Origin of the sequence: Bacillus sp. IT-79MI2, from assembly GCF_949768135.1 — a bacterium.
Lineage (GTDB): Bacteria > Bacillota > Bacilli > Bacillales > Bacillaceae_G > Bacillus_A > Bacillus_A pseudomycoides.
Window position 1 is genome coordinate 473880 of the sequence record NZ_CATKPV010000062.1, and the last position, 22729, is coordinate 496608.

Annotated in this window: 25 protein-coding genes; 18 read left to right on the forward strand and 7 right to left on the reverse strand. The window is 37.2% G+C overall.

All coding sequences use genetic code 11. The features are described from left to right. Positions 1 to 208: 208 nt before the first annotated feature. From ACM6HU_RS15985 to ACM6HU_RS16005, 5 genes are read left to right on the forward strand one after another with little or no spacing between them, the layout of a single operon-like run. Positions 209 to 937: an ABC transporter ATP-binding protein gene (locus ACM6HU_RS15985; RefSeq protein ID WP_016112435.1), complete on the forward strand. Its 729-nt coding sequence runs from the start codon at positions 209 to 211 to the stop codon at positions 935 to 937. Next, positions 937 to 1755, forward strand: coding sequence for an ABC transporter permease (locus tag ACM6HU_RS15990; RefSeq protein ID WP_414848255.1), 819 nt, complete (start codon positions 937 to 939; stop codon positions 1753 to 1755). Before ACM6HU_RS15985 ends, ACM6HU_RS15990 begins: the two co-directional genes overlap by 1 nt. Before the next feature lie 10 nt (positions 1756 to 1765). Further along, positions 1766 to 2536, forward strand: a complete 771-nt coding sequence (locus tag ACM6HU_RS15995; RefSeq protein WP_077294554.1) for an ABC transporter permease — start codon at positions 1766 to 1768, stop codon at positions 2534 to 2536. 14 nt (positions 2537 to 2550) lie between these two features. Beyond that, positions 2551 to 3243 (forward strand): response regulator transcription factor, encoded by a 693-nt coding sequence (locus tag ACM6HU_RS16000; RefSeq protein ID WP_016112432.1) that lies wholly within the window; start codon positions 2551 to 2553, stop codon positions 3241 to 3243. Further along, positions 3237 to 4673: a sensor histidine kinase gene (locus tag ACM6HU_RS16005; protein WP_016112431.1), complete on the forward strand. Its 1437-nt coding sequence runs from the start codon at positions 3237 to 3239 to the stop codon at positions 4671 to 4673. The genes ACM6HU_RS16000 and ACM6HU_RS16005 overlap by 7 nt, the downstream gene beginning before the upstream one ends. Before the next feature lie 66 nt (positions 4674 to 4739). On the opposite strand, the gene ACM6HU_RS16010 is transcribed toward ACM6HU_RS16005, so the two are convergent. Then, positions 4740 to 5126, reverse strand: a complete 387-nt coding sequence (locus tag ACM6HU_RS16010) for a DUF3938 domain-containing protein (RefSeq protein ID WP_016112430.1) — start codon at positions 5124 to 5126, stop codon at positions 4740 to 4742. 419 nt (positions 5127 to 5545) lie between these two features. On the opposite strand from ACM6HU_RS16010, the gene ACM6HU_RS16015 reads away from it, so the two are divergent. Next, the gene (locus ACM6HU_RS16015) at positions 5546 to 5815 is read left to right on the forward strand and encodes a hypothetical protein (protein ID WP_016112429.1); all 270 of its coding nucleotides are present in this window, start codon (positions 5546 to 5548) and stop codon (positions 5813 to 5815) included. A gap of 247 nt (positions 5816 to 6062) precedes the next feature. Here ACM6HU_RS16015 and ACM6HU_RS16020 read toward each other — a convergent pair whose 3' ends face one another. Beyond that, positions 6063 to 6956, reverse strand: coding sequence for a YitT family protein (locus ACM6HU_RS16020; protein ID WP_016112428.1), 894 nt, complete (start codon positions 6954 to 6956; stop codon positions 6063 to 6065). A gap of 275 nt (positions 6957 to 7231) precedes the next feature. On the opposite strand from ACM6HU_RS16020, the gene ACM6HU_RS16025 reads away from it, so the two are divergent. The 6 genes from ACM6HU_RS16025 (at position 7232) to ACM6HU_RS16050 (ending at position 13024) form a co-directional block, all read left to right on the forward strand. Beyond that, positions 7232 to 7516 (forward strand): hypothetical protein, encoded by a 285-nt coding sequence (locus ACM6HU_RS16025; RefSeq protein WP_016112427.1) that lies wholly within the window; start codon positions 7232 to 7234, stop codon positions 7514 to 7516. 28 nt (positions 7517 to 7544) lie between these two features. Then, positions 7545 to 8327, forward strand: a complete 783-nt coding sequence (locus ACM6HU_RS16030) for a membrane protein insertase YidC (RefSeq protein WP_016112426.1) — start codon at positions 7545 to 7547, stop codon at positions 8325 to 8327. Positions 8328 to 8636: 309 nt separating this feature from the next. Then, positions 8637 to 9443 (forward strand): hypothetical protein, encoded by an 807-nt coding sequence (locus ACM6HU_RS16035; protein WP_016112425.1) that lies wholly within the window; start codon positions 8637 to 8639, stop codon positions 9441 to 9443. Positions 9444 to 10129: 686 nt separating this feature from the next. Beyond that, the gene (locus ACM6HU_RS16040) at positions 10130 to 11443 is read left to right on the forward strand and encodes an APC family permease (protein ID WP_016112424.1); all 1314 of its coding nucleotides are present in this window, start codon (positions 10130 to 10132) and stop codon (positions 11441 to 11443) included. A 164-nt stretch (positions 11444 to 11607) separates the two neighbouring features. Continuing rightward, on the forward strand, positions 11608 to 12780 hold the full coding sequence (locus tag ACM6HU_RS16045) for an MFS transporter (protein WP_033670897.1): 1173 nt from the start codon (positions 11608 to 11610) through the stop codon (positions 12778 to 12780). 79 nt (positions 12781 to 12859) lie between these two features. Then, positions 12860 to 13024, forward strand: a complete 165-nt coding sequence (locus ACM6HU_RS16050) for a hypothetical protein (RefSeq protein WP_016112422.1) — start codon at positions 12860 to 12862, stop codon at positions 13022 to 13024. A 29-nt stretch (positions 13025 to 13053) separates the two neighbouring features. Here ACM6HU_RS16050 and ACM6HU_RS16055 read toward each other — a convergent pair whose 3' ends face one another. Together ACM6HU_RS16055 and ACM6HU_RS16060 are read right to left on the reverse strand one after the other, a co-directional pair. Continuing rightward, positions 13054 to 13812 (reverse strand): TrmB family transcriptional regulator, encoded by a 759-nt coding sequence (locus tag ACM6HU_RS16055; protein WP_016112421.1) that lies wholly within the window; start codon positions 13810 to 13812, stop codon positions 13054 to 13056. 129 nt (positions 13813 to 13941) lie between these two features. Further along, positions 13942 to 14589 carry an adhesin gene (locus ACM6HU_RS16060; protein WP_414848256.1) on the reverse strand — a complete coding sequence of 216 codons (648 nt, stop codon included), beginning with the start codon at positions 14587 to 14589 and terminating at the stop codon, positions 13942 to 13944. Positions 14590 to 14757: 168 nt separating this feature from the next. Here ACM6HU_RS16060 and ACM6HU_RS16065 point away from each other — a divergent pair, with 168 nt between their 5' ends. After that, complete coding sequence (locus ACM6HU_RS16065) at positions 14758 to 15060, forward strand: MTH1187 family thiamine-binding protein (protein WP_001018864.1); 303 nt, start codon at positions 14758 to 14760, stop codon at positions 15058 to 15060. Positions 15061 to 15170: 110 nt separating this feature from the next. After that, positions 15171 to 15416, forward strand: a complete 246-nt coding sequence (locus tag ACM6HU_RS16070) for a YusU family protein (protein WP_006096491.1) — start codon at positions 15171 to 15173, stop codon at positions 15414 to 15416. A 68-nt stretch (positions 15417 to 15484) separates the two neighbouring features. Here ACM6HU_RS16070 and ACM6HU_RS16075 read toward each other — a convergent pair whose 3' ends face one another. Further along, positions 15485 to 16030 (reverse strand): GNAT family N-acetyltransferase, encoded by a 546-nt coding sequence (locus ACM6HU_RS16075; RefSeq protein WP_016112419.1) that lies wholly within the window; start codon positions 16028 to 16030, stop codon positions 15485 to 15487. A gap of 482 nt (positions 16031 to 16512) precedes the next feature. Here ACM6HU_RS16075 and ACM6HU_RS16080 point away from each other — a divergent pair, with 482 nt between their 5' ends. Then, positions 16513 to 17430, forward strand: coding sequence for a proline dehydrogenase family protein (locus ACM6HU_RS16080; RefSeq protein ID WP_003201679.1), 918 nt, complete (start codon positions 16513 to 16515; stop codon positions 17428 to 17430). Between the two features lie 23 nt (positions 17431 to 17453). Here the strand turns inward: ACM6HU_RS16080 and ACM6HU_RS16085 are convergent, their stop codons facing one another. After that, on the reverse strand, positions 17454 to 18293 hold the full coding sequence (locus tag ACM6HU_RS16085; RefSeq protein ID WP_016131080.1) for a D-alanyl-D-alanine carboxypeptidase family protein: 840 nt from the start codon (positions 18291 to 18293) through the stop codon (positions 17454 to 17456). 258 nt (positions 18294 to 18551) lie between these two features. Continuing rightward, entirely contained in the window at positions 18552 to 18698 is a 147-nt protein-coding gene (locus tag ACM6HU_RS16090; protein WP_016112417.1) for a YuzL family protein, read from the reverse strand. A 237-nt stretch (positions 18699 to 18935) separates the two neighbouring features. On the opposite strand from ACM6HU_RS16090, the gene ACM6HU_RS16095 reads away from it, so the two are divergent. Genes ACM6HU_RS16095 through ACM6HU_RS16105 form a run of 3 tightly spaced genes read left to right on the forward strand, consistent with a single transcriptional unit; the run spans position 18936 to position 22675 of the window. After that, positions 18936 to 21317 (forward strand): 3-hydroxyacyl-CoA dehydrogenase/enoyl-CoA hydratase family protein, encoded by a 2382-nt coding sequence (locus tag ACM6HU_RS16095; RefSeq protein ID WP_077294548.1) that lies wholly within the window; start codon positions 18936 to 18938, stop codon positions 21315 to 21317. Between the two features lie 21 nt (positions 21318 to 21338). Further along, entirely contained in the window at positions 21339 to 22514 is a 1176-nt protein-coding gene (locus tag ACM6HU_RS16100; RefSeq protein ID WP_016131078.1) for an acetyl-CoA C-acetyltransferase, read from the forward strand. A gap of 5 nt (positions 22515 to 22519) precedes the next feature. Further along, positions 22520 to 22675 (forward strand): hypothetical protein, encoded by a 156-nt coding sequence (locus tag ACM6HU_RS16105; protein WP_195743261.1) that lies wholly within the window; start codon positions 22520 to 22522, stop codon positions 22673 to 22675. Positions 22676 to 22729 lie beyond the last annotated feature (54 nt).

Consider the following 22729-nt stretch of genomic DNA (forward strand, 5'->3'; position numbering starts at 1 on the left):
AGTTTGATGAGAAGATAAGGAAAAATCGATTTTCCCTCCATATTTCACCTCGTATATTATGTATTTTAAATATATTATATAGTACTTCTTAATATGAATACATCATTACTAGGGAAAGAGGAAGCTGCAAAAAAAATGCAGCTTCCTCTTATTTGTTTATAAATTGTTTATTTTTACCTCCTATTCTAGAAGCAAGGAGGCGATTAAGATGAAAAAAGCGGTGCTAGAAGTAAAAAATGTAACGAAACGGGTGAAAGGGAGAAGTTTATTAAATCATCTATCTTTTTCTGTTTATAAAAATGAGATTTGTGGCTTTGTTGGCCCAAATGGTTCAGGGAAAACGACATTGATTCGGACAATTATGGGTTTGATTAAACCAAATGAAGGAGAGGTCCTAATTAACGGTGTTAGTGTACAAAAAAATCGTGAAGAAGCACTTCAGTATGTTGGCGCGATTGTAGAATCTCCAATTTTCTTTCCTTATATGTCTGGGCGGAAAAATTTACGAAACTTGGGTAGAATCACAATGAACTCTGGGGGAGAAAACTTAGAGCGAAAAGTTGAACAAGTGTTAAAAATTGTTGGGTTAGAAAATCGTGCCGATGATAAGGTAGGCACTTATTCATTAGGAATGAAACAACGATTAGGAATTGCACAGGCACTTCTTGGGGATCCAGATTTTATTATTTTGGATGAACCTTCCAACGGATTAGATCCAGTTGGGATTAAACAACTTCGAAAGATTGTGCTCGATTTACAGCGTGATAAAGGAATTACCTTTTTTATTTCAAGCCATCTCATTCGTGAACTTGAGCTTATGTGCGATTCATGGGTGATGATTCGAGAAGGAGCGCTCATTTGGCGGGGGACGACGGAAGAACTAAAAGGGAATAGTAAGGATCTAGAAGATATCTTTGTGGAGATGATGAGCTCATGATGAGGCTAGTGCGCTCTGAATGGGAGCGACTTTGGGCGAAGAAGGTGACGTGGCTTTGTTTTGCGGGAATACCGGTGATGTTATTTGCTTCAGCAAAGTATTATATCGGACATAATCAAGCTATTGCAAAAACAGCTGTAGATTATACGTATTCCAATACATTTCCCGTTATGGGTTTAGCAGAAATGCTAATTAGTGCATTTAATCTTATTTTGCTTGTTACAATGGCTCTTATGATTTCTCATGAATATCATAGCGGGCAAATGAGAATGGTATTGCAGCGTGCCTATACGTATCGGCAAATTTTACTTGGGAAAATGATTACTATGTTTCTTATGATGGCTTTGTTTTTTCTTGTGTATTTCACTTGTAGCTATGTAATTGGTTATTTATGTTTTAATTTTAATCCAAACATTTTTCTTTTTTATTATGAACAGCCAACTAGTAGCGGGATGGAAGTTTTTCTTTATACACTGAAATATTACGGTGTGGCCTATGTAATGATGGTTTGTGTAATTAGTATCTTTATGATGCTTACAGTACTTAGTAAATCTACAACGAGTGCAATTGCATTTGGTATCGGTTTTATTATTCTTTCTTTAGGGGTTCCAGAAATTATGCAGCATTTTGTGCCGACTAGGCAGGTAGTATTTGTACGTTATTCATCAATTGTAAATTTACAGTATGAGGGAATTGCATTATCGCTTATAGGAAAAGGAAATTTTATTTATCTTTGTTTAGGAGTATTAAGCGTTTATATCGCTATTTCTAATTTTATTACGTTTTACGTCGTAGGGAAGAAAGATCATTTTGTGTGAGGTGATTGGAATGAAGCAGTTAATGATAAGTGAATTTGAAAGGTTTTTTTCTCGGAAAAAGACAGTGGTAATATGTGGTGTTTTTTTTGTTTTGTTACTTATAGATTGTCTCTCTATACAACATTGGGGAGTCGCAATTTACAATCCAGATGGTGCCTCGGCACCAATAAGTCAATTGAATTTTCAAGTTGCTTTAGGGAAAGAACTATATATCATTTTATCATTATTAATCTTTCCCATTTTATTTATTGATAGTTTTAATGGAGAGCGGTCATCTGGTTCCTATCGTCTCGTTTGTATAAGACCCATTAAGAGAGGGAAATTGTTAGTGGCTAAATGGCTTACTCAAATTGTTGTTGTATTTTTACTTTTATTTCTTATGTTTGTCGTAAGTTATATATACGGTAAATTATTTGTTTCGTCAGCCGAGTATACAACATTTTTACATCAAGATATCAAATATAATGCAGCAGAAGCTCTTTTATATACATTAAAATTCTACGGGATTTTAGTATTCATTACCGCTACGAGTTTAATGCTAGCGAGTTTCGTAAGTTTATGGATGCCAAATGTAGTACTTTCTTTCTTTATGACAATTGGAATCATGTTTGGGACGCTCTATATTCATGACAGTTTTTCTTATTTTATAGCGGCGGGTCAAGAAGTAATTCGTATTTTAAGTGATAGAGATTCCATATTCTACCTTGTGAATGGTACAATTTTAGTAGTTTGTATGCTTTTAAGTTTTATAACGTGGCGGACAAAAGATTTGTATGAGTAAAGGGGAGAATGACCATGGCAGGTACAATTTTAGTTGTTGATGATGAAGAAGATATTTTAACGTTTATTGCAGATAGTCTTGCTATGGAAGGGTATCACGTGCGAACAGCTTTAGAGGGGAAGGAAGCATTAAGCCAACTAGATGATGAGGTAAGTTTAGTTTTGCTCGATGTCATGCTCCCTGATATGAATGGATTTGAAGTGTGCATGAAGATTCGAGAGCAGCAAACTTGCCCGATTCTATTTGTAAGTGCTGATAGCAGAGAGCAATCCCGTATTGAGGGATTGATGATTGGTGGGGATGATTATATTAGTAAGCCATTTAGTTTAAAGGAACTAAAAGCGCGAATCATTGCTAATTTACGCCGTGCTACAGATTTACAAGAGCCGTCTGAGAAACATGCTCTTCGTTATGGAAACATCTTAATTGATTTGCAGAGTTATGAAGTCTCAGTAGAAAATCAAACGATTCATTTTACAAAGAAGGAATTCGAGGTCGTAAAGATGCTGGCACTTCATTCTGGACAAGTGTTAACGAAGGAGCAGCTCTTTGAGAAAATTTGGGGTTACGATAATGAAAGTGATGTGTCTACTGTTGTTGAGCATATGAAGAAGATACGGACGAAACTTAGTATGTATGACCGGGAGCGTACGTATATTCAGACGGTGTGGGGAATTGGGTATAAGTGGAGTGTAAAGTTATGCTAGAAAAGCTCTCAATAAAAAAACAGTTAATTGTTGGATTCATTACTATAATAGCGGGTAGCATCCTTTTATCCATCGCAACGCTTGGGGCATTTGTATATTGGTGGCAGAAGAGTGGAGAGCAATTGATGCACCCGGCTAATTACTACGAAAAAAAGATCCCAATGATTCAAGAGTATGCAGGCAAAAAAGGAGAGCGTTTATTAGATAAAGAAGAGCAACAAGAATTGGAGAAGTTAATTCCAAGAGAAGGGATTACATATCAAGTAATTGACGTAAAAGGAAATAAGCAGTATGGAACATATACAAGACGGGTAATAAGTCAAAATAATCCACTAGCTAATAATCTAAATATAAGTTTACATGTAGAAGGCATAGATAAAAATACGACTTATTATACGCCACTTCTGAATGCTGATGGAGAGTTGAAAGGTGCATTAGGGCTTAACTATACGTTAGATGTTTCTTATGCGAATGGTTGGATTGCCTTATTTGTTATATTTGTACTTGGGTCTCCTTTTGTATATGTTAGTTTGTTATCTTATATTGTTTCTCATCGAATTGGAAAAAGATTATCCAGACCAATGAAAGAGCTAGTAGACGCTTCAAAAAGAATTGAAGCGCGTGATCTAGATTTCCGCTTGGAATATAGAGCGAAAAACGAGATAGGTGAGTTAGTTATGTCGTTTGAAAATATGCGTGCAGCATTAGCCGATAGCCTATCTCGCCAATGGGAACTAGAAGAAGAACGGAGAGAATATGTAAGAGCAATTTCTCATGATTTGAAAACACCATTAACAATTGTACAAGGGCACACAGAAGGACTGCAGAGTGGCCTATGGAAAAATGAAGAATTACTGGAGCGCTATTTACATACGATTGAGCGGAATACAAATCGGATGGCGAAGCTTCTTGGGGAGTTCAATACAGTAAATCAGCTAGAGAGTTTTTCATTTCAATTGTTATTAAATGAAGTAAACTTACAGAGTTTTTTCAGCAAGAAGATTGAAGAATATGAGTATATTGCTAAGAAGAAAGAAATAGAATGGGACGTTATGTTTGAGAATGATGATGCTATATATTCACTTGTGTTTGATCAAGAGAGAATCAGTCAAGTGATGGATAATATCGTGATGAATGGTGTGCGTTTTACGCCAGAGGAAGGCAAGATACTAGTAAAAGTAAGTGTGCAGCATGACGGATTCCAGTTTCATGTGTACGATTCAGGAACTGGTTTTCAACCTGGAGACGTACAAAAAGTATTCCGGCGCTTTTATCAGGAGGACAAATCACGATCAAGTAGTAAAGAACATTCTGGGCTGGGATTATATATTGCGAAGTCGATTGTAGAGAAGCATGGCGGAAATATATTTGCGGAAAATAGTTCAGTATGTGGGGGAGCACATGTATGGTTTCGGATTCCGAGTGCTTGAGATATTTCGAAGCGCCGATATATTGAAAAAAGAGGATAGAAGATTAATCTTCTATCCTCTTTTCTATTAAGAGTTGCTCTCGACTCCGCGTCCAGTCTCTTCTTCTGGATCTTGTAATAGGTTAAATACATCTGCTAAGCAAAATGCGATAAACCAAGTCCAAAGACCGTGGAAGAAAGCTGAGCTTAATTGTAATGGTAATGTGTAATTCGTCATTGAGAAGGAAATACATCCTCCAACGATTCCGATCATTGTTAATAACATTGTTTTTTGAGCATTTTCTTCTGGATTAAAGAGGAAGAAAATGTATCCGCCTAATATTGAAGCGCTTACAAGTGATTCGATTCCATTAAAAATGATATGTTCTCCAAGCTGAATGTTTGTCCAGAAGCAAATCATGCCACCGATAAGAGCAAACAGGACAGCTACCATGTACCGTATACGTTGATTCATATGTTCATCTCCTTATGTAATAAGAGGATTTGGAAGTCAAAAAGGTAGGTATAGTAATAGAAGTGAATTTTAGTTGTACGCATCTTTTTTAGAGTAATGAAGAATGACTAAGATAATCGGCCTTTTTCAACCGTTTCTTGTGTGATGTGAAAATGATTCGTTATTACGTAAACTTGCCTGAGATATACCCGACTTCTCGTTTCTTTTTGCTTATAAAGTAAGAGAAACTCCCAAGGCTATACATTCTTTTTTGTGAGTCTTATTGTATTATAACATATTTAGCTTAATAATAATAGAATTATCTGATTTTGTAATAAGTGTAAAATAATTTTAAAAAATATATTACATGGATTAATATTCCATTTTATTGTACAATTAATTTAATTGAATTTTTAGTTAATTTAAAAGGAGGACATTAGATGGGGTCACAAAAGCAGCATATCATAGTTACACCTACGAAAAGTATAGGGGTTTCTTTAGTATTAACGTTTTTGTTCGGTTCTTTTGGAATGTTGTATTCAACAATTATTGGTGCAATTATTATGATTATTATTGAGTTAATTGTTGGTATTGTAACATTTGGTATAGGGCTTTTTGTTACCCATTTTATTTGTATGGTTTGGGGAGCAATTGCTGCTCATAATTACAATCAAAGACTATTGAATGGAACGAATACTTATACATCGTAATTTAGCTGGCATAAGTAATTTATCCCGCATTAACGGACAGTAACACTCCCACCTCAGAATTCAGCGAAAGCAAAGAAGTTAGGTGGGAGATGAACTGTCCGTAAAAGCCCGATTGGTGAGGGCTAATAATCAGTGGGGGATGAAGAAAACCCCCACTGATTAAAGTTTCACTTTATATGAACTAACATTCCTGTCATTGGTAATTAGATAAATAAAGACGCAAGGAATTGTAATTCCTTGCGTCTTCTTATATTCGTTTGAAACGTCCAACGATTTCAACGGTTTCTGTAATATTCATAAACGCATGATTGTCTACATGACGAATGATACGCTTGATTTCTCCTAATTCGTAACGAGTTACGACAGTGTAAATCATTTTTTTCTTATGGTTGGTATAGCCGCCGACAGCGTCTATCATCGTTACACCACGTATGCCGTGATGCAGTAGTGCGCTTTTCATTTCCTCGCCTTTTTCTGTAATTGTCATTATCGTTAATTTAATGTGTTTTGTATGCACAGCATCGATTACCTTACTAACAACAAAACGGCTAATTAACGTGTACAGTGTAATATCCCATCCGAAAATAAAGCCAGCGACAACAAGTAAGAGTAAGTTGAAGCCAAAAATAATAGCACCAATCGAAATGTCTTTATATTTCGCTACAATCAATCCAACAACATCAAAACCACCTGTTGAAGAAGCAAATCGGAATATAATCCCTGAGGCTGCACCACAGATGACTCCACCAAATACAGAAGAAAGTAAAATGTCCTCTGAAACTTGATGTACGGGAATAATGTTCATGGCTACAGATGATACTGCCACGAAGTAAGCTGTTAAGAAAGTAGTTTTCTTTCCTAAGTAAAAATGACTTAGAACAAGTAGTGGGATGTTTAATAAAAAGATAAGTGCACCGATATTATAGTGCATTAAATAACCGATAATCATCCCTACACCAGCGAAACCACCGCTAATCATATTATGCGGGATAAAAAACATATTCATTGAAATAGCATACAAAGTGGAAGCTATAAAAATAACAATCAACTGTATCATAAATTCCAAATGAAATGTTCTAGCTGCTGGGAAGGATAAAAAGGCGGTGTCGGGAACGTAATCGGCGTCTCCTAATTGACCCATAGTATGTTTCATCTCCATATTCATTTTTGATTACAAGAAGAGAATAATGCTTTTTTCAAAAACTGGCAACCGTTTTATTATAATACAAAAATTTTATAAATTTCTAAAAAATTAAACCTATTCAGTTATATGTGTGAATATACTAAAGAAAGCGAATACAATGGTTTTCTGTATCATTTTTGTGAGAAAATATGCAAAACATTTATTTGAAAATAAAAGGAAATAGAGAACGTTTGGAGAATGTGCTAAAATGAGCTTATTAAGGATGTGAAGCGATGGAATTTTTATTGCAAGATGCAATTCTATATATAACTTTTGTAACGACAGCATTCTGTTTATTAGAAGTCTATTTTCTCGCTAATGTTTCTCGCTTTGTACGCCAACAAGCATCAAGCGGTAGACAAAAAGCTTTCGCAATAGTTGATACATGTGAAGCGCGTATAGGGAATATCCTGCTTTTCTCTATCTTCTATAAATATGGAATGGTTCGTTCGGTTCGCAGACAAGAATCGAGTGGAGAGAGTGACGAGGTCGGTCCGTATACACCAATGTTTCGCTAACTAATTACGAAACATTGGAGGAATAAGCATGTTAAAATCATACCGAGCTGTGCTCGTTAGTTTATCATTATTATTTGTTTTTGTTTTATCTGGTTGTAGCAGTACGGCACCAATTGATGCACATAGTACGGGGGTTTGGGATCACTATTTTGTTTATCCAATCTCGCTTATGCTTCAATTTGTTGCTCATCATGTACCTGGCGGAAGCTTCGGTATTGCAATTATTATCATTACGCTTGTGATTCGCTCAGCGATGATTCCATTAGCTGTTGCGCAATATCGTAGTCAAATGAAAATGAAAAAAATGCAGCCACAGATACAGAAGTTGAAAGAAAAGCATGGTAATGTAAGCAAAGATATTGAAAAGCAAAAACAATATCAAAAAGAAATGTCAGAACTAATGAAAACAGGCGGTTGGAATCCACTTGCTGGGTGCTGGCCAATCTTTATACAAATGCCGATTTTCTCAGCATTGTATTATGCGATTAGTCGTACTGAAGAGATTCGTACATCTTCATTTTTATGGGTAAACTTAGGACATGCAGATCCGTATCATATTTTACCGATTATTGCAGCGCTAACCACGTTTATTCAAATGAAAATTATGCAGTCGAATGCACAGGCTGGGGAGCAGGTTCCAATGCTCAAAATGCAGCAATTTATGATGCCGGCGATGATTTTATTTATGGGATTTGCCGCACCATCAGGACTTGTCGTGTATTGGATTACAGGTAACATATTTACAATGCTACAAATGATTGTGCTTAGAAAAGTGATGGAACGCGAAGAAGGACAATTACAAAATGCATAGAAGAAAGCCGCTCAATTGAGCGGCTTTTATTGATTTGTTGAAGTTTGTCCCGCATTAACGGGCAGTAAGATCCCCACCTCAAGATTCAGAGAGAAACGAGGAAGATAGGTGAGGGATCAACTGTCCGTAAAAGCCCGATTGGTGAGGGCTGATAATCAGTGGGGATGAAGAAAACCCCCACTGATTAAAGTTTCACTTTATCTAATGGTTAAGGAAAAATTAAGAAAACCAATTTACTATGTGAATTGTATACGAAGGTGTACAAGTTTTAGAACGTTATTTGATATGAAATGAAGGAGGAATTTTCATATGAAGAAGAAAACAATTGGGTATGTAGTAGCTGCAGGAGCTTTATCACTAGGAATTATGGGAGGGGCAGGTATCCCTGCTTTTGCTGCAACTAGCACAGACAATTCTACACAAGCCACAGAACAAACTAAGAAAGGGACTTCGTATCAAAACTTGGATGAAGCAACGAAACAAAAAGTGCAAACGATCATGCAGGAATCGAAAAAGCAATTAGCAGAACTAGGTGTGAAACTTCCTGAAAAAGGGAAACGAGGAGAAATGTTTGCTAACCTGGATGATCAGGCAAAAGAAAAGGTAAAAGCAATCATGGAGCAGAAAAAGTCTGGTACATTAACACATGAACAAGTAAAAGAGAAATTGGCTGAGCTAGGTGTGAAGCTTCCTAAAAAAGGGAAACGAGAAGAGATGTTTGCTAACTTGGATGATCAGGCGAAAGAAAAAGCGAAAGCGATTATGGAGAAAGAAAAAGCAGGAACATTAACTCATGAACAAGCAAAAGAGCAATTAGCAGAATTAGGTGTAAATCTTCCTGAAAAGGGTAAGCGAGGAGAAATGTTTGCTAACCTTGATCAGGCGACGAAAGAAAAAGCGAAAGCGATTATGAAGCAGAAAAAAGCAGGAACATTAACTCATGAACAAGCAAAAGAGAAATTGGCAGAACTAGGTGTGAAGCTTCCTGAAAAAGGGAAACGAGAAGAAATGTTTGCAAACCTTGATGGTGCGACAAAGGAAAAAGCGAAAGCTATTATGAAAAAGGCAAAAGAGCAATTAGCAGAGCTTAACGTTAAATTTCCAATCAAGGATTAATGGGAGCAAGCGAATAATTGATTAAAATACAGAAGATACGAAGACTTTTAATAGAACGGTCTTTCGGATGGTGAAATGAAAGAGACTGTGTATAGGATTTATTTGAGGCCAAACTTCTCCCACTGGAGAAGTTTGGCCTTTTTCATTATGTAAATGATTTCTATACCAGAAAGAATTTATTCCGCATTGGGCAGTAGGGCACCATACGAGGAATATAGATGGGGATTATTATATTAGGATTAAAAAAGTTTTAAAATAATTATGGAATGAGCGTTTATGAAGCTTGTAGAAAATTTTAAGAAGAAAAATTGTTCATATGATAAAAAACATTCTTGATTTTTTTGAAAAATTCAATATAATGAACATTAACTACAAAATTCGACATCAAGAAGTGATGATGAGGACACGATCGATTTTTTACGATTCTCAGAGAGGGAAGTCTTTGGCTGTGAGCTTCCTAATACGGAAAAATAGATTACCACCTCTGAACTGCAGCAGTGAACGAACAATTAGTAATTGCTTGCCGGCAAACACCGTTATCTAGACTTGAGAAATTGGTGAAGTATGTTATTTTACTGATGAAACAAGGGTGGAACCACGAATACAACACTCGTCCCTTTTTTAGGGAGGAGTGTTTTTTTATTTTATTTTTGCATCACACTAGAATTGGAAGGAGGATACGCAGCATGCATCATGATGAGAAAAACAAAATTGGTTTAACTGTAGCACTATCTATCGTTGTAGGGACTATTATTGGGTCTGGTGTATTTATGAAGCCAGGAAGCGTATTAGATTACTCAGGGAGTTCGAATATGGCAATTCTCGCTTGGGTAGTAGGTGGCTTGTTAACGTTAGCTAGTGGTTTAACTGTAGCTGAAATTGGAGCGCAAATTCCGAAAAATGGTGGATTGTACACGTATTTAGAGGAGATTTATGGGAGCTTTTGGGGGTATTTATCCGGCTGGATGCAAACAATTGTATACGGCCCAGCTATTATTGGAACATTAGGTTTGTATTTTAGCTCTTTAATGATTAACTTTTTCTATTTAGATAAATTATGGAATTTACCAATTGCAATTGGAACAGTTGTGTTCCTTGGTGTTGTTAATAGTATGGGAACGAAGTATGGGGGGATTGTCCAAACAATTACGACATTCGGAAAGATGATTCCAATTATATTAATTGTTGTGTTAGGTTTTTGGAAAGGGAATAGCGATATCTTTAATGTAGTTGTACCATTATCAGAAAACCAAAGTATTGGAATGGCAATTTTAGCAACGTTATTTGCTTACGATGGCTGGATTTTACTTGCTTCTATCGGCGGTGAAATGAAGAATCCAACAAAGTTGTTACCAAAGGCGATGACAGTGGGGATTTTAATTGTAACAGCTGCTTACGTATTAATTAACTTAGCTCTACTGAAAGTATTACCAGCGGCGAAAATCGTAGATCTTGGTGAAAACGCGACAGCGACAGCAGCAAGTATGTTGCTTGGAGAATATGGTGGGAAAATCATTAGTATCGGTATTATCATTTCTATTTTTGGATGCTTAAACGGAAAGATTTTAACATTCCCGCGTATTCCAATGTCGATGGCAGAACGTGGGCAACTTCCATTTTCTAAGTTTATTGCCAAGGCGCATGAGAAATTTAAAACGCCAGCAAATGCAATCACATTTGAAATTATATTAGGGATTATTTTAATGATTATTAGCGATCCAAATAAGCTATCTGAGATTTCCGTATTTATTATTTACATTTTCTATGTGATGACATTTATTGGTGTCTTCATTTTACGGAAACGTAATAGCGGGAAAGAGCGTGCATACAGTGTACCACTGTTTCCAATCGTACCAATCATTGCAATTTTAGGATCACTATTTGTAATTGGAAGTGCGATTATTAATGATTGGAAAAGCTGTTTCTTATCAATCGGAATGGTATTTACAGGACTACCAGTGTACTGGTATTTAAATAAGAAAAAAGAAACACAGTCTTAAAGAATAGGGATAGTGAAAAGAGTGGGCATATGATATGTCTGCTTTTTTTGCTTGTGGAAAATTTCCAGGTGTATGCGGGAGAATTTATACTTGATTGCAAGTGTTATTTTGGTTACTATAGTTGTAGTAACCAAAAGCGGACGAGGGAAAGTGTGGGGAAAAACTTGAATTTTCGTGTATATATTTTAGCGATTGCGGCATTCGTAGTCGGGACGGTTGAACTAATTATCGGAGGAACGCTCGATTTAGTGGCCAATGATTTAGGTGTATCTATCAGTGCAGCGGGTCAACTTATTACAATATTCTCAGTTGTATTTGCTCTTTCAGGGCCAATTTTATTAGCGGTAACAGGAAAAGTTGAGCGTAAAACATTATATATTGAGGCATTATCTATTTTCTTAATTGGTAATATCATTTCAGCATTTAGTTTGAATTACGGGATGCTCATGTTCTCAAGGGTCATTTGTGCAGCAAGTGGCTCGCTTATTATTGCATTGTCGGTAACGTTAGCTTCTAGTGTGGTAGAGCCGCATTTTCGTGCGCGTGCAATCGGAATTATTTTTATGGGGATTAGTGGCTCGCTTGTACTAGGTGTACCACTTGGGCTTGTGCTTGGGAATGCATACGGATGGCGTGCACCGTTTGTTTTAATTTCGGTATTAACAGTTATAGCAATTGCTAGTATTTCTTTATTTTTAACAAAAGTTCCACCAGTAGCTGTATTGTCTGTCAGAGAACAAATTGCTACTTTGAAAAATAAAAAGATTGTGAGTGCGCAGTTAACATCATTCTTATTTTTAACAGGACATTTAACACTATACGCATATTTAACACCGTTTTTAAAAGATGTGATGCATGTTGAAGCAAACTGGATTAGCGTATTTTACTTTATTTTCGGAATCGCAGCAGTAATCGGCGGCGGATTTGGTGGTTGGCTTGCAGATAAGTGGGGATCGAAGAAAAGTATTATCTCCATTATTATCGTCTTTGCATGTGCCATCTTTATCTTACCGATGATGACATTCTCATTCCCGTTATTTATTATCATGATGGGACTTTGGAGTATGTTAAGCTGGGCAATTTCACCAGCGCAGCAAAATTATTTAATTGAAATTGCACCGGAATCAGCTGGTATTCAGCAAAGCTTAAATAATTCAGCACTTCATTTAGGTATTGCACTTGGTTCAACGGTAGGCGGAGTTGTTATTGAACAATCGTCGGTTATATATAATGCATGGATAGGCGGGGGCTTTGTGATTTTAGCACTGCTTTGTGCGACTTTCTCGATTACGAGAGGACAATCTACTCATGTGGCAAAGAAGGAATCTATCGTTTGATAGATTCTTTTTTGTTTGAAGTGAATTGAAGGATTTACCATTTTGATATAGAAGGGTACAGGGAGAGGAGTGATGGTATATGGATTTCGAATCGGCGATTGGCTTTTTTGCGATGGTGTTACCAGTTTTTCTGATTGCTTTTGTACTACGATGGATTCGCTTCCTCTACCATAATTCTGAGAAACAGGTTCAGCAAAATGAGAAGATTATTGAGTTATTAACTGAAATAAAAAAGCAAAATTAAAAATAGCAAAGAGAGCGCCTTTGCTATTTTTAATATCGTAACTTCATTAAAATGCTGCGTATTTCCTCATCATTCATAAAGAGATCGTGATGTTTCTGTGTAATTTTAGCAAGTGCAACATCATGATAGAAGAACTCCGTAAAGAATTTTACGAATGGCGGAGACATTGTTTTCATCGCTTGCCACGATTCTTGCTCTACCCCAGCAAATAAAATTTCACGATCATCAATAATAAGAAGTAAGTAACGTTCTAATGCGTTAGGTTCTTCAGTTGGAATGAGAAAATGAACATTTGACAGTTCTGTTTTCACATCTCCAACTACAAGTGCTTCAATATCAATGCCTTGTTTTGCTTTTTTCTCAAGTAAGGGAAGATATTCTAAAAAGGTATCATTCCAAGCGGAAATACGGATAGATTGTTTCGCTTCTTCTACTAACTGCTTACTTTGTACTTGAATAGAAGACTGTATTTTTAAGCTCCAAACACGGTCATCTGTAAAGGATCGTTTTGAAATATTTGTTTGAAGTTCTTTAATATTCGATTGAAATTCTGTCGTTAATTTTTGAATGGCAAGATCCAGTGGCAGGGCGGTATATAGCTTTTTCTTTTCTGAGACGGAATCCATAACCATTCCTTTATCGATGAGGCGTGCTAATACTTCATATATTTTTGCTTTTGGAACACCCGAATGTTTTACAATCGTTGTTGCATCTAGTGGTTCATCGCTTGAGACTACGACTTCATATGCCTGGCTTTCGTATTGTGAGAAACCGAATTTTTGTAACATAGTACCTCCCGGACAAGTTAGATTCTATACTAAGAATAAAGAAGTATGTACATTTATACAAGTGCCTCATGTTTAAAGAGGTAAATAGAAAGAATAGAGCCAGCATCGACCCTATTCTTTTTTGTATGTTTAATTATGAACCGCCTTGAACATAAGTGCGCCATTGTTTTCAGTAACAGTTAATGTACCATTAATTGCTCGAGTTGAGAATTGCTTTGTTTGAAAATAATCTTTCGAACCGAGTTGTTCTAGAATAGTGTTCATGTCTTGCTCACTTAGAGCTGAGTCAATAGAACGAATGACAGTCTTTATTGTGGAATAAAAGGCGTCAATTTGTTCTTTAGATGTACCGGATCCAGCGATAGCAACAGCAGCGATACCGCCAGTTGCTTTATAAATGGAAACGCCTAATCCAAATTTAGTATTAAAGATTCCGTTATATGTTGCGATTTGTGCTGTTTCAGTAAAGAGTTTAATGCTGCTTACGTTAATGCCATTTGAGTTTCCAACTGAGTTAATTGAATTTACCAGTTTTTGCATGACTTGAGCCGTATCTACTGAAGCTGGTGGAGGAGTTGGATTAGGTGTTGGAGGCGGAGTTGGATTAGGTGGCGGAGTCGGAGTTGGAGTTGGAGTTGGAGTCGGAGTCGGTGCTGGATCGGGTTTCGGCTTTGGATCAGGCTTTTCTACTGGTTTTGGATCCTTCTGCCATAAGTCACAAGCTGTTGTTCCAAATAAGAGGGGAATGGCTAATAAAATGAGAAGTAACTTTTTCAATTGTCCACTTCCTTTCAAAAGGATAACACCAATATATGCACAACCAGTAGAAAAGGATTACAGAGGATAAGTATATTATGAAAAATAAATTAAAAGTATAGTTATGGTTAGTAAAGTAGGGGAGAGTTTTGTACAATAGAAATGAAACAAACATAGGAGGGAACTACCATGGCAATTGTTGATGTATCGATTATTCCAGTTGGAACAGGTAATCCAAGCGTAAGTGAATATGTAGCAGAAGTACAAAAAGTGTTAGAGAAAAACGCGGATCGCGTGAAGTACCAATTAACACCGATGAATACAGTAATTGAAGGAGATCTCCCTGTATTACTTGAAGTAATTCAACAAATGCATGAAGTGCCATATACAAAAGGTGCAAAGCGTGTAGCGACAACAATTCGTATTGATGATCGCCGAGATAAAGAAAGCACAATGGAGAAAAAATTAAATTCTGTTCGTTCGAAATTATAGGAGAAAGCAGCGATTTTCGCTGCTTTTTTGTATGGGTAAATTAGGTAAGATAAGTGTATCCATGGTACACTTTTTTATTATTGTGGTACCTAGGGAAGGAGGAAAGGGAAATGAGTGACAAATTTAATGAGCAGTTTGATGGCTTACTTGAAAAGTATACAGAATTGTTACTAGGGGAAGGCAGTGAAGAGAGAAAAGAACAAGTGCAAAAGTGGGCACTGTACTCTTACATTGCTAAAACAATGCCAGCTTTAGTCAAGCATTGGAATGAGACATATCCAGAGGCAAAAGAAGAGATGGTAAAGTTAATCTCTGATATTAAAAGGTTAAATGAGGAACATCGTAATCAGAAATAAGAATGAGAAACCATTTTGTGATTTTTTACAAAAAAAGCTTGGGGATCAATAGACCTCAAGCTTTTAATTCATATAGAGGAATTGTTTGATGGTTTCGTAGTTATCTCTAAACACCAATTATTGCATCGCATGACACTCCCTGGCGGATATTCGAAGTCACACTCACTAATAAATAAGAAGTCGAGCTTTTGGCAAATAGCGTTTGAAGCAGGATTATTGATGGCGGGAAAAGCATGAATGAATCTGTACTTTTGTTCCATTTTAGCATGAGCGATAGCTTTTTCGACGGCTTTTGTTGCTATTCCTCTCCCTTGAAATGGTGGTAGGACGCTCCAGCCAATTTCGTATACGTTCTCTTCTTTCCAGTAGCTGTCCCAATATCCTACACTACCAATAATTTCGAGTTGCGGAAGAAGGACGATGCTAAACATATGTCCAGTTCCCAGCTCACTAATCTTAAGGTACCGCTCGTGACGAGCAAGGAGTTGTTCTTCAGTCTCAGGCCCTCCTAAGTATTCTAGCATCTCAGGTACATTCATAAGACGAAGTAAAGTAAGATTAGCATTGTTCCAAGGCTCAATTCGAATTTGTTGTACATTCATTCTTTCTGGCATTTTTCACACTCCAATACGTGTTTTCCATCCGGGTAAAATTTTATATACTATGCAAGGATAGTACCTTTCAATGAAACCGGGATTCTATGTTTTTACACTTTCTATACTTATTTCAACAGAAATCCCCCCTACCTTTTGCACTTGATTTTCTATGGGAGAGAACTAAGTACCTCAGGATTTTATATTTGTATTCATTTTTAGTCGTATTAATATCTTTGTATAATTTATAAAGAGAAGTAAGAGGTATGACGAGTATTGTCGAATTTTTATTTTAGGCTAGTTGTTCACCTGTTTTTCTAGTTTTATTTTAAATGTCGAAAAATTTTTATGGATATTTAAAAGCGAGAATATGGGCTTTTGAATATTTTTATAGTATTTTATAAATTATCTAAATAATTATTTGTATCAAATAATTTTAAAGAATGATATAATTTTGAAGAGGGGAAAAAAACAGACAAAGTACAGTCATAGGGGTGAATTACATGGAACAATTAATGCGAAATTCGTTTCTTTTCTTGTCAAAAAATAAAGCGCTAACAAAACTGGCTAAGAAGTACGGTTTACGCTTTGGTGCAGGGCGCTTTGTCGCAGGGGAGACAATTGATTTAGCTGCTGCAGCTATTAAACAATTAAATCAACAAGGACTTTGTGTGACAATCGATTATTTAGGTGAGTTCGTTGATAATGAAGCAGAAGCAAATGAAATGGCAAGCCAATCGATTGAAGCAATCCGTGCAATTGGACGCGAAAAACTTGATTCACAGCTTTCTTTAAAAATGACTTCTATGGGGTTAGACATCTCAGATGAAATCGTAATGAATAATATGCGCCGCATTTTAGAGGCTGCAAAAGAAAACGGTGTGTTTGTTACGATTGATATGGAAGACTATACACGCTGTGGAAAAACAATTGAGATCTTTAAGCAATTAAAATCTGAATACGATAATATCGGTACTGTTATTCAAGCTTACCTATATCGTACAGAAAAAGACATCGAAGATTTAAATGCATATAGTCCTAATTTACGTCTTGTAAAAGGGGCTTATAAAGAACCAGAAGAAGTGGCGTTCCCGGACAAAAAAGATGTAGATGAAAATTATAAAAAAATTATTAAAATGCACTTATTAAATGGAAATTATACTGCTATTGCTTCACACGATGAGGCAATTATTGAATATACGAAGAAACTTGCCGAAGAATATAATATTTCACGTGATCAATTTGAATTCCAAATGTTATATGGTATTCGTACGGAACGTCAACTTGAACTTGTTAAAGAAGGCTACAAAATGCGTGTTTATGTACCATATGGAAATGACTGGTATGGTTATTTCATGCGCCGCTTAGCTGAACGTCCAGCAAACGTTGCGTTCGTTTTAAAAGGAATGGTAAAAAAATAACCAAGGAGAAAAATACTCCTTGGTTATTTTAATTGCTGAAACGCGTAATTTGCCATCTTTTTCGCATCAGGATATAGCTGAGTACGACTAGAAGAAAACACAACGTTAATAACGCGTTTACCATCCTTTTCATCAACAGTTACAACTGTGTATTGTCCTAAAGCAGATAAACCGCTTTTGCTTCCAATTGCATAGGGATCAGCGTAAAGTTCTTCGCGGCCATAGTTTGCGATTTTTGGAGCGCGCTGCGAAGTATGTAGTGTTGTACGTATTGTGTTCATATATTCTAGTACAATCGGATATTTTAATGCTTCTTTTGTAATGATTGCGATGTCATAAGGGGAAACCCTATTGCCGAGTGCGTCAGCCCCGCTCGCATTTTTGAAAGTTGCATGTTTTGTTCCGAGTTCTTTCGCTCTTGCATTCATCATTTTTACAAACTTCTCTTTTGATCCTGCAATATGTTCTGCGATAGACTCAGCAATTGGATCGGCACTGATGATAAGCATCAGTTTTAATGCCTCGTCTCTTTTTAATTTTTCACCAGCACGAAGCTTAATTTTCGCACTCTGACTTTCCGTTTTTATCGCATTTTCTGTGATAGTAATTTCCTCATCTTCTTTTACATTCTCTAGTAACAGAATGGTTGTCATCATTTTGGCTACACTTGCTGGATAAGAACGTTCTTCTTCCCGTTTTCCGTACAAAACTTCCCCCGTATTTGCATCGATTGTAACACCATATTTTCCTGTGATATCAGGCTGATTACTTCTTACGTCTTTTTGCCTTTTTGTGTAAGAAAAGAAAATCATACTTGTAAATAGTGTAGCAATCATCACAATCATGATTATTGTTCGTTTCATTATGCAGTCCCTCTTTTGTCTTTCCTTATGTACAAATAAATTGGGCAGAAAAGCAGCCCAATCCTCATTATGCCACGTTTTCTGCCCAAAAATATAGAGGAAGTTCAAAAAGTCCAGTAAAGATAGCTGTCGCATTTCTTCGTTACGTCGCCAGTCCGATACTCATGTAGTTCCACCTACACTCCGTATCCTCCCGGCTTCCGCGCCTCGAACTGCTCGGCTCTCTTTATCCTCCTTTTTGAACAAGCACATATAGTGTTATTTTTCACCCATGTTGTGCTTTTTGTATTGTTGGTTATTACCTTGGCGTCCTTTTTCAATCCCGCGATCTATTGGACCTGCATTTCCTGTTACACTTGCTGCACTTACGCCTGCTTTTGAAGGGTCTTTCTTAAGTCTAGCCATATATATTCCTCCATTTTTGTCAAATTCTAAAAAGGGAAAAGCGTATTTTATCAAGAAAATACACAATTATAGAGTACCCAAATAAAAGAAAAGTATTTATTTCAGAAAATTTTATCAATAAATATATTGCGAAAATTTAAACAGTATCATATATTTATTAGTAGAGGCTCACTCATTGATTGCGACGTATGTCGAAAAATTGAATGAGCATTCATTCAAGAATAGGGGGAGAAATGAATGTTCCAAATTAAAAAGGCTGCTGTTCTCGGTTCTGGCGTAATGGGCTCAGGGATTGCTGCACATTTAGCCAATATCGGTATACCAACATTATTGCTTGATATTGTACCACAGGCGCTTACGAAAGAAGAGGAAGCGAAGGGGCTTACATTAGAACATAAAAGTGTGAGAAATCGTTTTAGTAACGGGGCACTGCAAAAATTAGTAAAGCAAAAGCCAGCTCCTCTTACGGTGAAAGGTAATCTGGCATTGATTGAGGCAGGCAACTTAGAGGATGACATTGAGCGCCTTGCTGATGTAGATTGGATTATCGAAGTTGTTGTTGAAAACTTAGATGTTAAAAAGAAACTATTTGAAAAAGTAGATGCTGTTCGTAAAGTTGGCTCTATTGTGAGCTCAAATACATCAGGTATTTCCGTTGAGAAAATGGCAGAAGGGCGTTCAGATGACTTTCAAAAACATTTCCTAGGAACACATTTCTTTAACCCACCACGATATTTAAAACTTCTAGAGATTATACCGACAAAAGAAACAGATCCACAAGTGTTAAACTTCATGAAATTATTTGGCGAAGACGTTCTTGGAAAAGGCGTTGTTATTGCGAAAGATACACCAAACTTTATCGGGAACCGCATCGGTACGTACGGTTTACTTGTAACGCTGCAAGAAATGATCAAGCGCGGCTATAGCGTTGGGGAAGTTGATTCTGTAACAGGCCCATTAATCGGTCGTCCAAAGAGTGCAACGTTCCGTACGTTAGATGTTGTTGGGTTAGATACATTTGTTCATGTTGCGAACAATGTATATGAAAATGTACAAGAAGAAGAACGCGATGTATTTAAAGTACCAGCTTTTATGCATGACATGCTAGATAAAAAATGGCTTGGAAGTAAAACAGGTCAAGGTTTCTTCTTAAAACAAGGAAAAGAAATTTTAGAGTTAAATCCTGAAACGATGGAATATGAAGCGCGTAAGAAATTAAAAGCTGCATCCGTAGAGTTAAGTAAACAAGAAAAAGGATTAGCGAACAAATTGAAAGCGCTTGTATATGCGAAGGATCGTGCAGGAGAGCTATTATGGAATATTATCACGCCAACTCTTTTATATTCTGCGAAGCTTCATAAAGAAATCGCAGATGATATTGTCGCAATTGACCAAGCGATGAAATGGGGATTTGGCTGGGAGCAAGGACCATTTGAGATTTGGGATGCAATTGGCGTAGAAAAATCCGTTCAGAAAATGGAAGAGAACGGCCAAGTAGTTCCAGCATGGGTGAAAGACATGTTAGGGAAAGGATTTAGCTCTTTCTATAAACATGATAATGGTGAAAGCTATTACTACGATAACGGTGAATACAAGCTTATCGAACGCAATAAAAAAGCAATTTCTCTTAAACAATTAAAAGAGAAAAATGGCGTGTTAAAGAAAAATAGCGGAGCGAGCTTAATCGATTTAGGTGATGGCATCCTTTGTTTAGAATTCCATTCGAAGAGCAATGCAATCGGTATGGATATTACGCAAATGATTAATTACGCTGTTGATGAAGTTGAGAAGAGCTATAAAGGTCTTGTTATTGGGAATCAATCGAAGAACTTCTGCGTTGGGGCGAACTTAGCAATGATCTTAATGGAAGCACAAGATGACAACTACTTTGAAATTGAGTGGGTTGTGAAGAGCTTCCAAGATGCAATGATGAAAATTAAGTATTGTTCGAAACCAGTCGTTGCAGCTCCATATGGCATGACGCTTGGCGGCGGTACAGAAGTTTGTTTACCAGCAGCTAGCATTCAAGCTTCTAGCGAAACGTACATGGGATTAGTAGAAGTCGGCGTGGGTTTAATCCCTGGCGGTGGCGGTAACAAAGAACTATATATTAAACATTTAAACAAAATGGCAAACGGTGTAGAGTTTGACCTGCAAAAGGTTGCGAATAAAGTGTTCGAATCAGTTGCGATGGCAAAAGTATCTACATCAGCGCAAGAGGCTGTTTCTCGTAACTTCTTAGGCGATAAAGATGGTATTAGTGTGAATGGTGATCACTTACTATATGATGCAAAGCAAAAGGCACTGGCTTTATATGAAGCGGGTTACAAAGCACCGATTCGTAAAAAGATACCGGTTGTTGGTGAGACAGGATATGCAACGCTTTTACTTGGAGCTGAAGCAATGCACTTATCTGGTTATATTTCCGAGTATGATTTACACATTGCGAAAAAGCTCGCATATGTCATTGCCGGCGGGAAAGTACCATACGGAACAGAAGTTGATGAGCAGTATTTATTAGATGTGGAACGTGAAGCATTTATCAGTTTAGTAAGTGAGATGAAATCACAAGCAAGAATGCAGCACATGCTTGTAAAAGGAAAGCCATTACGTAACTAATAACGAGGGGAGATATCGTTCATGAGAGAAGCTGTCATTGTTGCGGGAGCAAGAACACCAATTGGTAAGGCAAAGAGAGGTTCATTAAAAACAGTTCGACCTGATGATTTAGGGGCATTAGTAGTAAAAGAAACGTTAAAACGTGCGAATAATTATGAAGGGCCAATTGATGATTTAATTTTCGGTTGTGCGATGCCAGAAGCAGAGCAAGGCTTAAATATGGCTCGTAATATCGGCGGATTAGCAGGGCTTTCTTATGATGTTCCAGCTATTACAATTAACCGTTACTGTTCTTCAGGATTACAAAGTATCGCTTACGGTGCAGAGCGTATTATGCTTGGTCACTCTGAAGCAGTATTATCTGGCGGAGCAGAGTCTATGAGTTTAGTTCCAATGATGGGGCACGTCGTTCGTCCGAATAGCCGCCTTGTAGAAGCGGCTCCAGAATATTATATGGGCATGGGACACACAGCGGAGCAAGTTGCTGTGAAATATGGAATTTCCCGCGAAGAGCAAGATGCATTTGCGGTAAGAAGCCATCAGCGTGCAGCAAAAGCATTAGCTGATGGGAACTTTGCTGATGAAACAGTAGCTGTAGATGTAATGCTACGTACTGTTGGAGCGAATAACAAAATTCAAGAAGAAAAAATTATCTTCTCACAAGATGAAGGAGTAAGAGCAGAAACAACATTAGATATCCTTGGGAAATTACGTCCAGCATTTAATGTTCGCGGTTCTGTAACGGCTGGTAATTCTTCACAAATGAGTGATGGAGCGGCATCAGTCCTTCTGATGGATCGTGAAAAAGCAGTGAGCGATGGTATGAAGCCGCTTGCGAAATTCCGTTCCTTTGCAGTAGCTGGTGTACCACCAGAAGTAATGGGAATTGGACCAATTGCAGCGATTCCGAAAGCGTTAAAATTAGCAGGATTAGAACTATCTGATATCGGCTTATTTGAACTAAATGAAGCATTTGCTTCTCAATCAATTCAAGTTATTCGTGAGCTTGGTTTAGACGAAGAAAAAGTCAATGTAAACGGCGGTGCAATTGCACTTGGTCATCCACTTGGCTGTACAGGAGCAAAATTAACATTATCTCTTATTCATGAAATGAAACGCCGCAACGAGCAATTCGGTATTGTAACAATGTGTATCGGCGGCGGTATGGGAGCTGCTGGGGTGTTTGAATTACTATAAAAAAAGTGCAGGCGGCTCGCTCAGAACAAGAGGACGTTGGAGGCCCTGACGAAGAGGCGTTTTTTGCCTCACAGGAAGGGGCGAAATGGCCGATTGTTCTAGCCGCTGGAACTGGATTATATAACGAAAAGTGGAAGCAACAAAGGAATATAAAAAAATAAAGGAAGAGCCAGCTTCTCTCAAAATGAGAGAAGCGGCTTATGAAAATATGAAGG

What these genes read in the sequence shown, in the direction of transcription:
- ACM6HU_RS15985 (WP_016112435.1), top strand. Translation starts at nt 209, where the DNA reads ATGAAAAAAGCGGTGCTAGAAGTAAAAAATGTAACGAAACGGGTGAAA.
- ACM6HU_RS15990 (WP_414848255.1), top strand. Translation starts at nt 937, where the DNA reads ATGAGGCTAGTGCGCTCTGAATGGGAGCGACTTTGGGCGAAGAAGGTG.
- ACM6HU_RS15995 (WP_077294554.1), top strand. Translation starts at nt 1,766, where the DNA reads ATGAAGCAGTTAATGATAAGTGAATTTGAAAGGTTTTTTTCTCGGAAA.
- ACM6HU_RS16000 (WP_016112432.1), top strand. Translation starts at nt 2,551, where the DNA reads ATGGCAGGTACAATTTTAGTTGTTGATGATGAAGAAGATATTTTAACG.
- ACM6HU_RS16005 (WP_016112431.1), top strand. Translation starts at nt 3,237, where the DNA reads ATGCTAGAAAAGCTCTCAATAAAAAAACAGTTAATTGTTGGATTCATT.
- ACM6HU_RS16010 (WP_016112430.1), bottom strand. Translation starts at nt 5,126, where the DNA reads ATGAATCAACGTATACGGTACATGGTAGCTGTCCTGTTTGCTCTTATC.
- ACM6HU_RS16015 (WP_016112429.1), top strand. Translation starts at nt 5,546, where the DNA reads ATGGGGTCACAAAAGCAGCATATCATAGTTACACCTACGAAAAGTATA.
- ACM6HU_RS16020 (WP_016112428.1), bottom strand. Translation starts at nt 6,956, where the DNA reads ATGGGTCAATTAGGAGACGCCGATTACGTTCCCGACACCGCCTTTTTA.
- ACM6HU_RS16025 (WP_016112427.1), top strand. Translation starts at nt 7,232, where the DNA reads ATGGAATTTTTATTGCAAGATGCAATTCTATATATAACTTTTGTAACG.
- ACM6HU_RS16030 (WP_016112426.1), top strand. Translation starts at nt 7,545, where the DNA reads ATGTTAAAATCATACCGAGCTGTGCTCGTTAGTTTATCATTATTATTT.
- ACM6HU_RS16035 (WP_016112425.1), top strand. Translation starts at nt 8,637, where the DNA reads ATGAAGAAGAAAACAATTGGGTATGTAGTAGCTGCAGGAGCTTTATCA.
- ACM6HU_RS16040 (WP_016112424.1), top strand. Translation starts at nt 10,130, where the DNA reads ATGCATCATGATGAGAAAAACAAAATTGGTTTAACTGTAGCACTATCT.
- ACM6HU_RS16050 (WP_016112422.1), top strand. Translation starts at nt 12,860, where the DNA reads ATGGATTTCGAATCGGCGATTGGCTTTTTTGCGATGGTGTTACCAGTT.
- ACM6HU_RS16055 (WP_016112421.1), bottom strand. Translation starts at nt 13,812, where the DNA reads ATGTTACAAAAATTCGGTTTCTCACAATACGAAAGCCAGGCATATGAA.
- ACM6HU_RS16065 (WP_001018864.1), top strand. Translation starts at nt 14,758, where the DNA reads ATGGCAATTGTTGATGTATCGATTATTCCAGTTGGAACAGGTAATCCA.
- ACM6HU_RS16070 (WP_006096491.1), top strand. Translation starts at nt 15,171, where the DNA reads ATGAGTGACAAATTTAATGAGCAGTTTGATGGCTTACTTGAAAAGTAT.
- ACM6HU_RS16075 (WP_016112419.1), bottom strand. Translation starts at nt 16,030, where the DNA reads ATGCCAGAAAGAATGAATGTACAACAAATTCGAATTGAGCCTTGGAAC.
- ACM6HU_RS16080 (WP_003201679.1), top strand. Translation starts at nt 16,513, where the DNA reads ATGGAACAATTAATGCGAAATTCGTTTCTTTTCTTGTCAAAAAATAAA.
- ACM6HU_RS16085 (WP_016131080.1), bottom strand. Translation starts at nt 18,293, where the DNA reads ATGAAACGAACAATAATCATGATTGTGATGATTGCTACACTATTTACA.
- ACM6HU_RS16090 (WP_016112417.1), bottom strand. Translation starts at nt 18,698, where the DNA reads ATGGCTAGACTTAAGAAAGACCCTTCAAAAGCAGGCGTAAGTGCAGCA.
- ACM6HU_RS16095 (WP_077294548.1), top strand. Translation starts at nt 18,936, where the DNA reads ATGTTCCAAATTAAAAAGGCTGCTGTTCTCGGTTCTGGCGTAATGGGC.
- ACM6HU_RS16100 (WP_016131078.1), top strand. Translation starts at nt 21,339, where the DNA reads ATGAGAGAAGCTGTCATTGTTGCGGGAGCAAGAACACCAATTGGTAAG.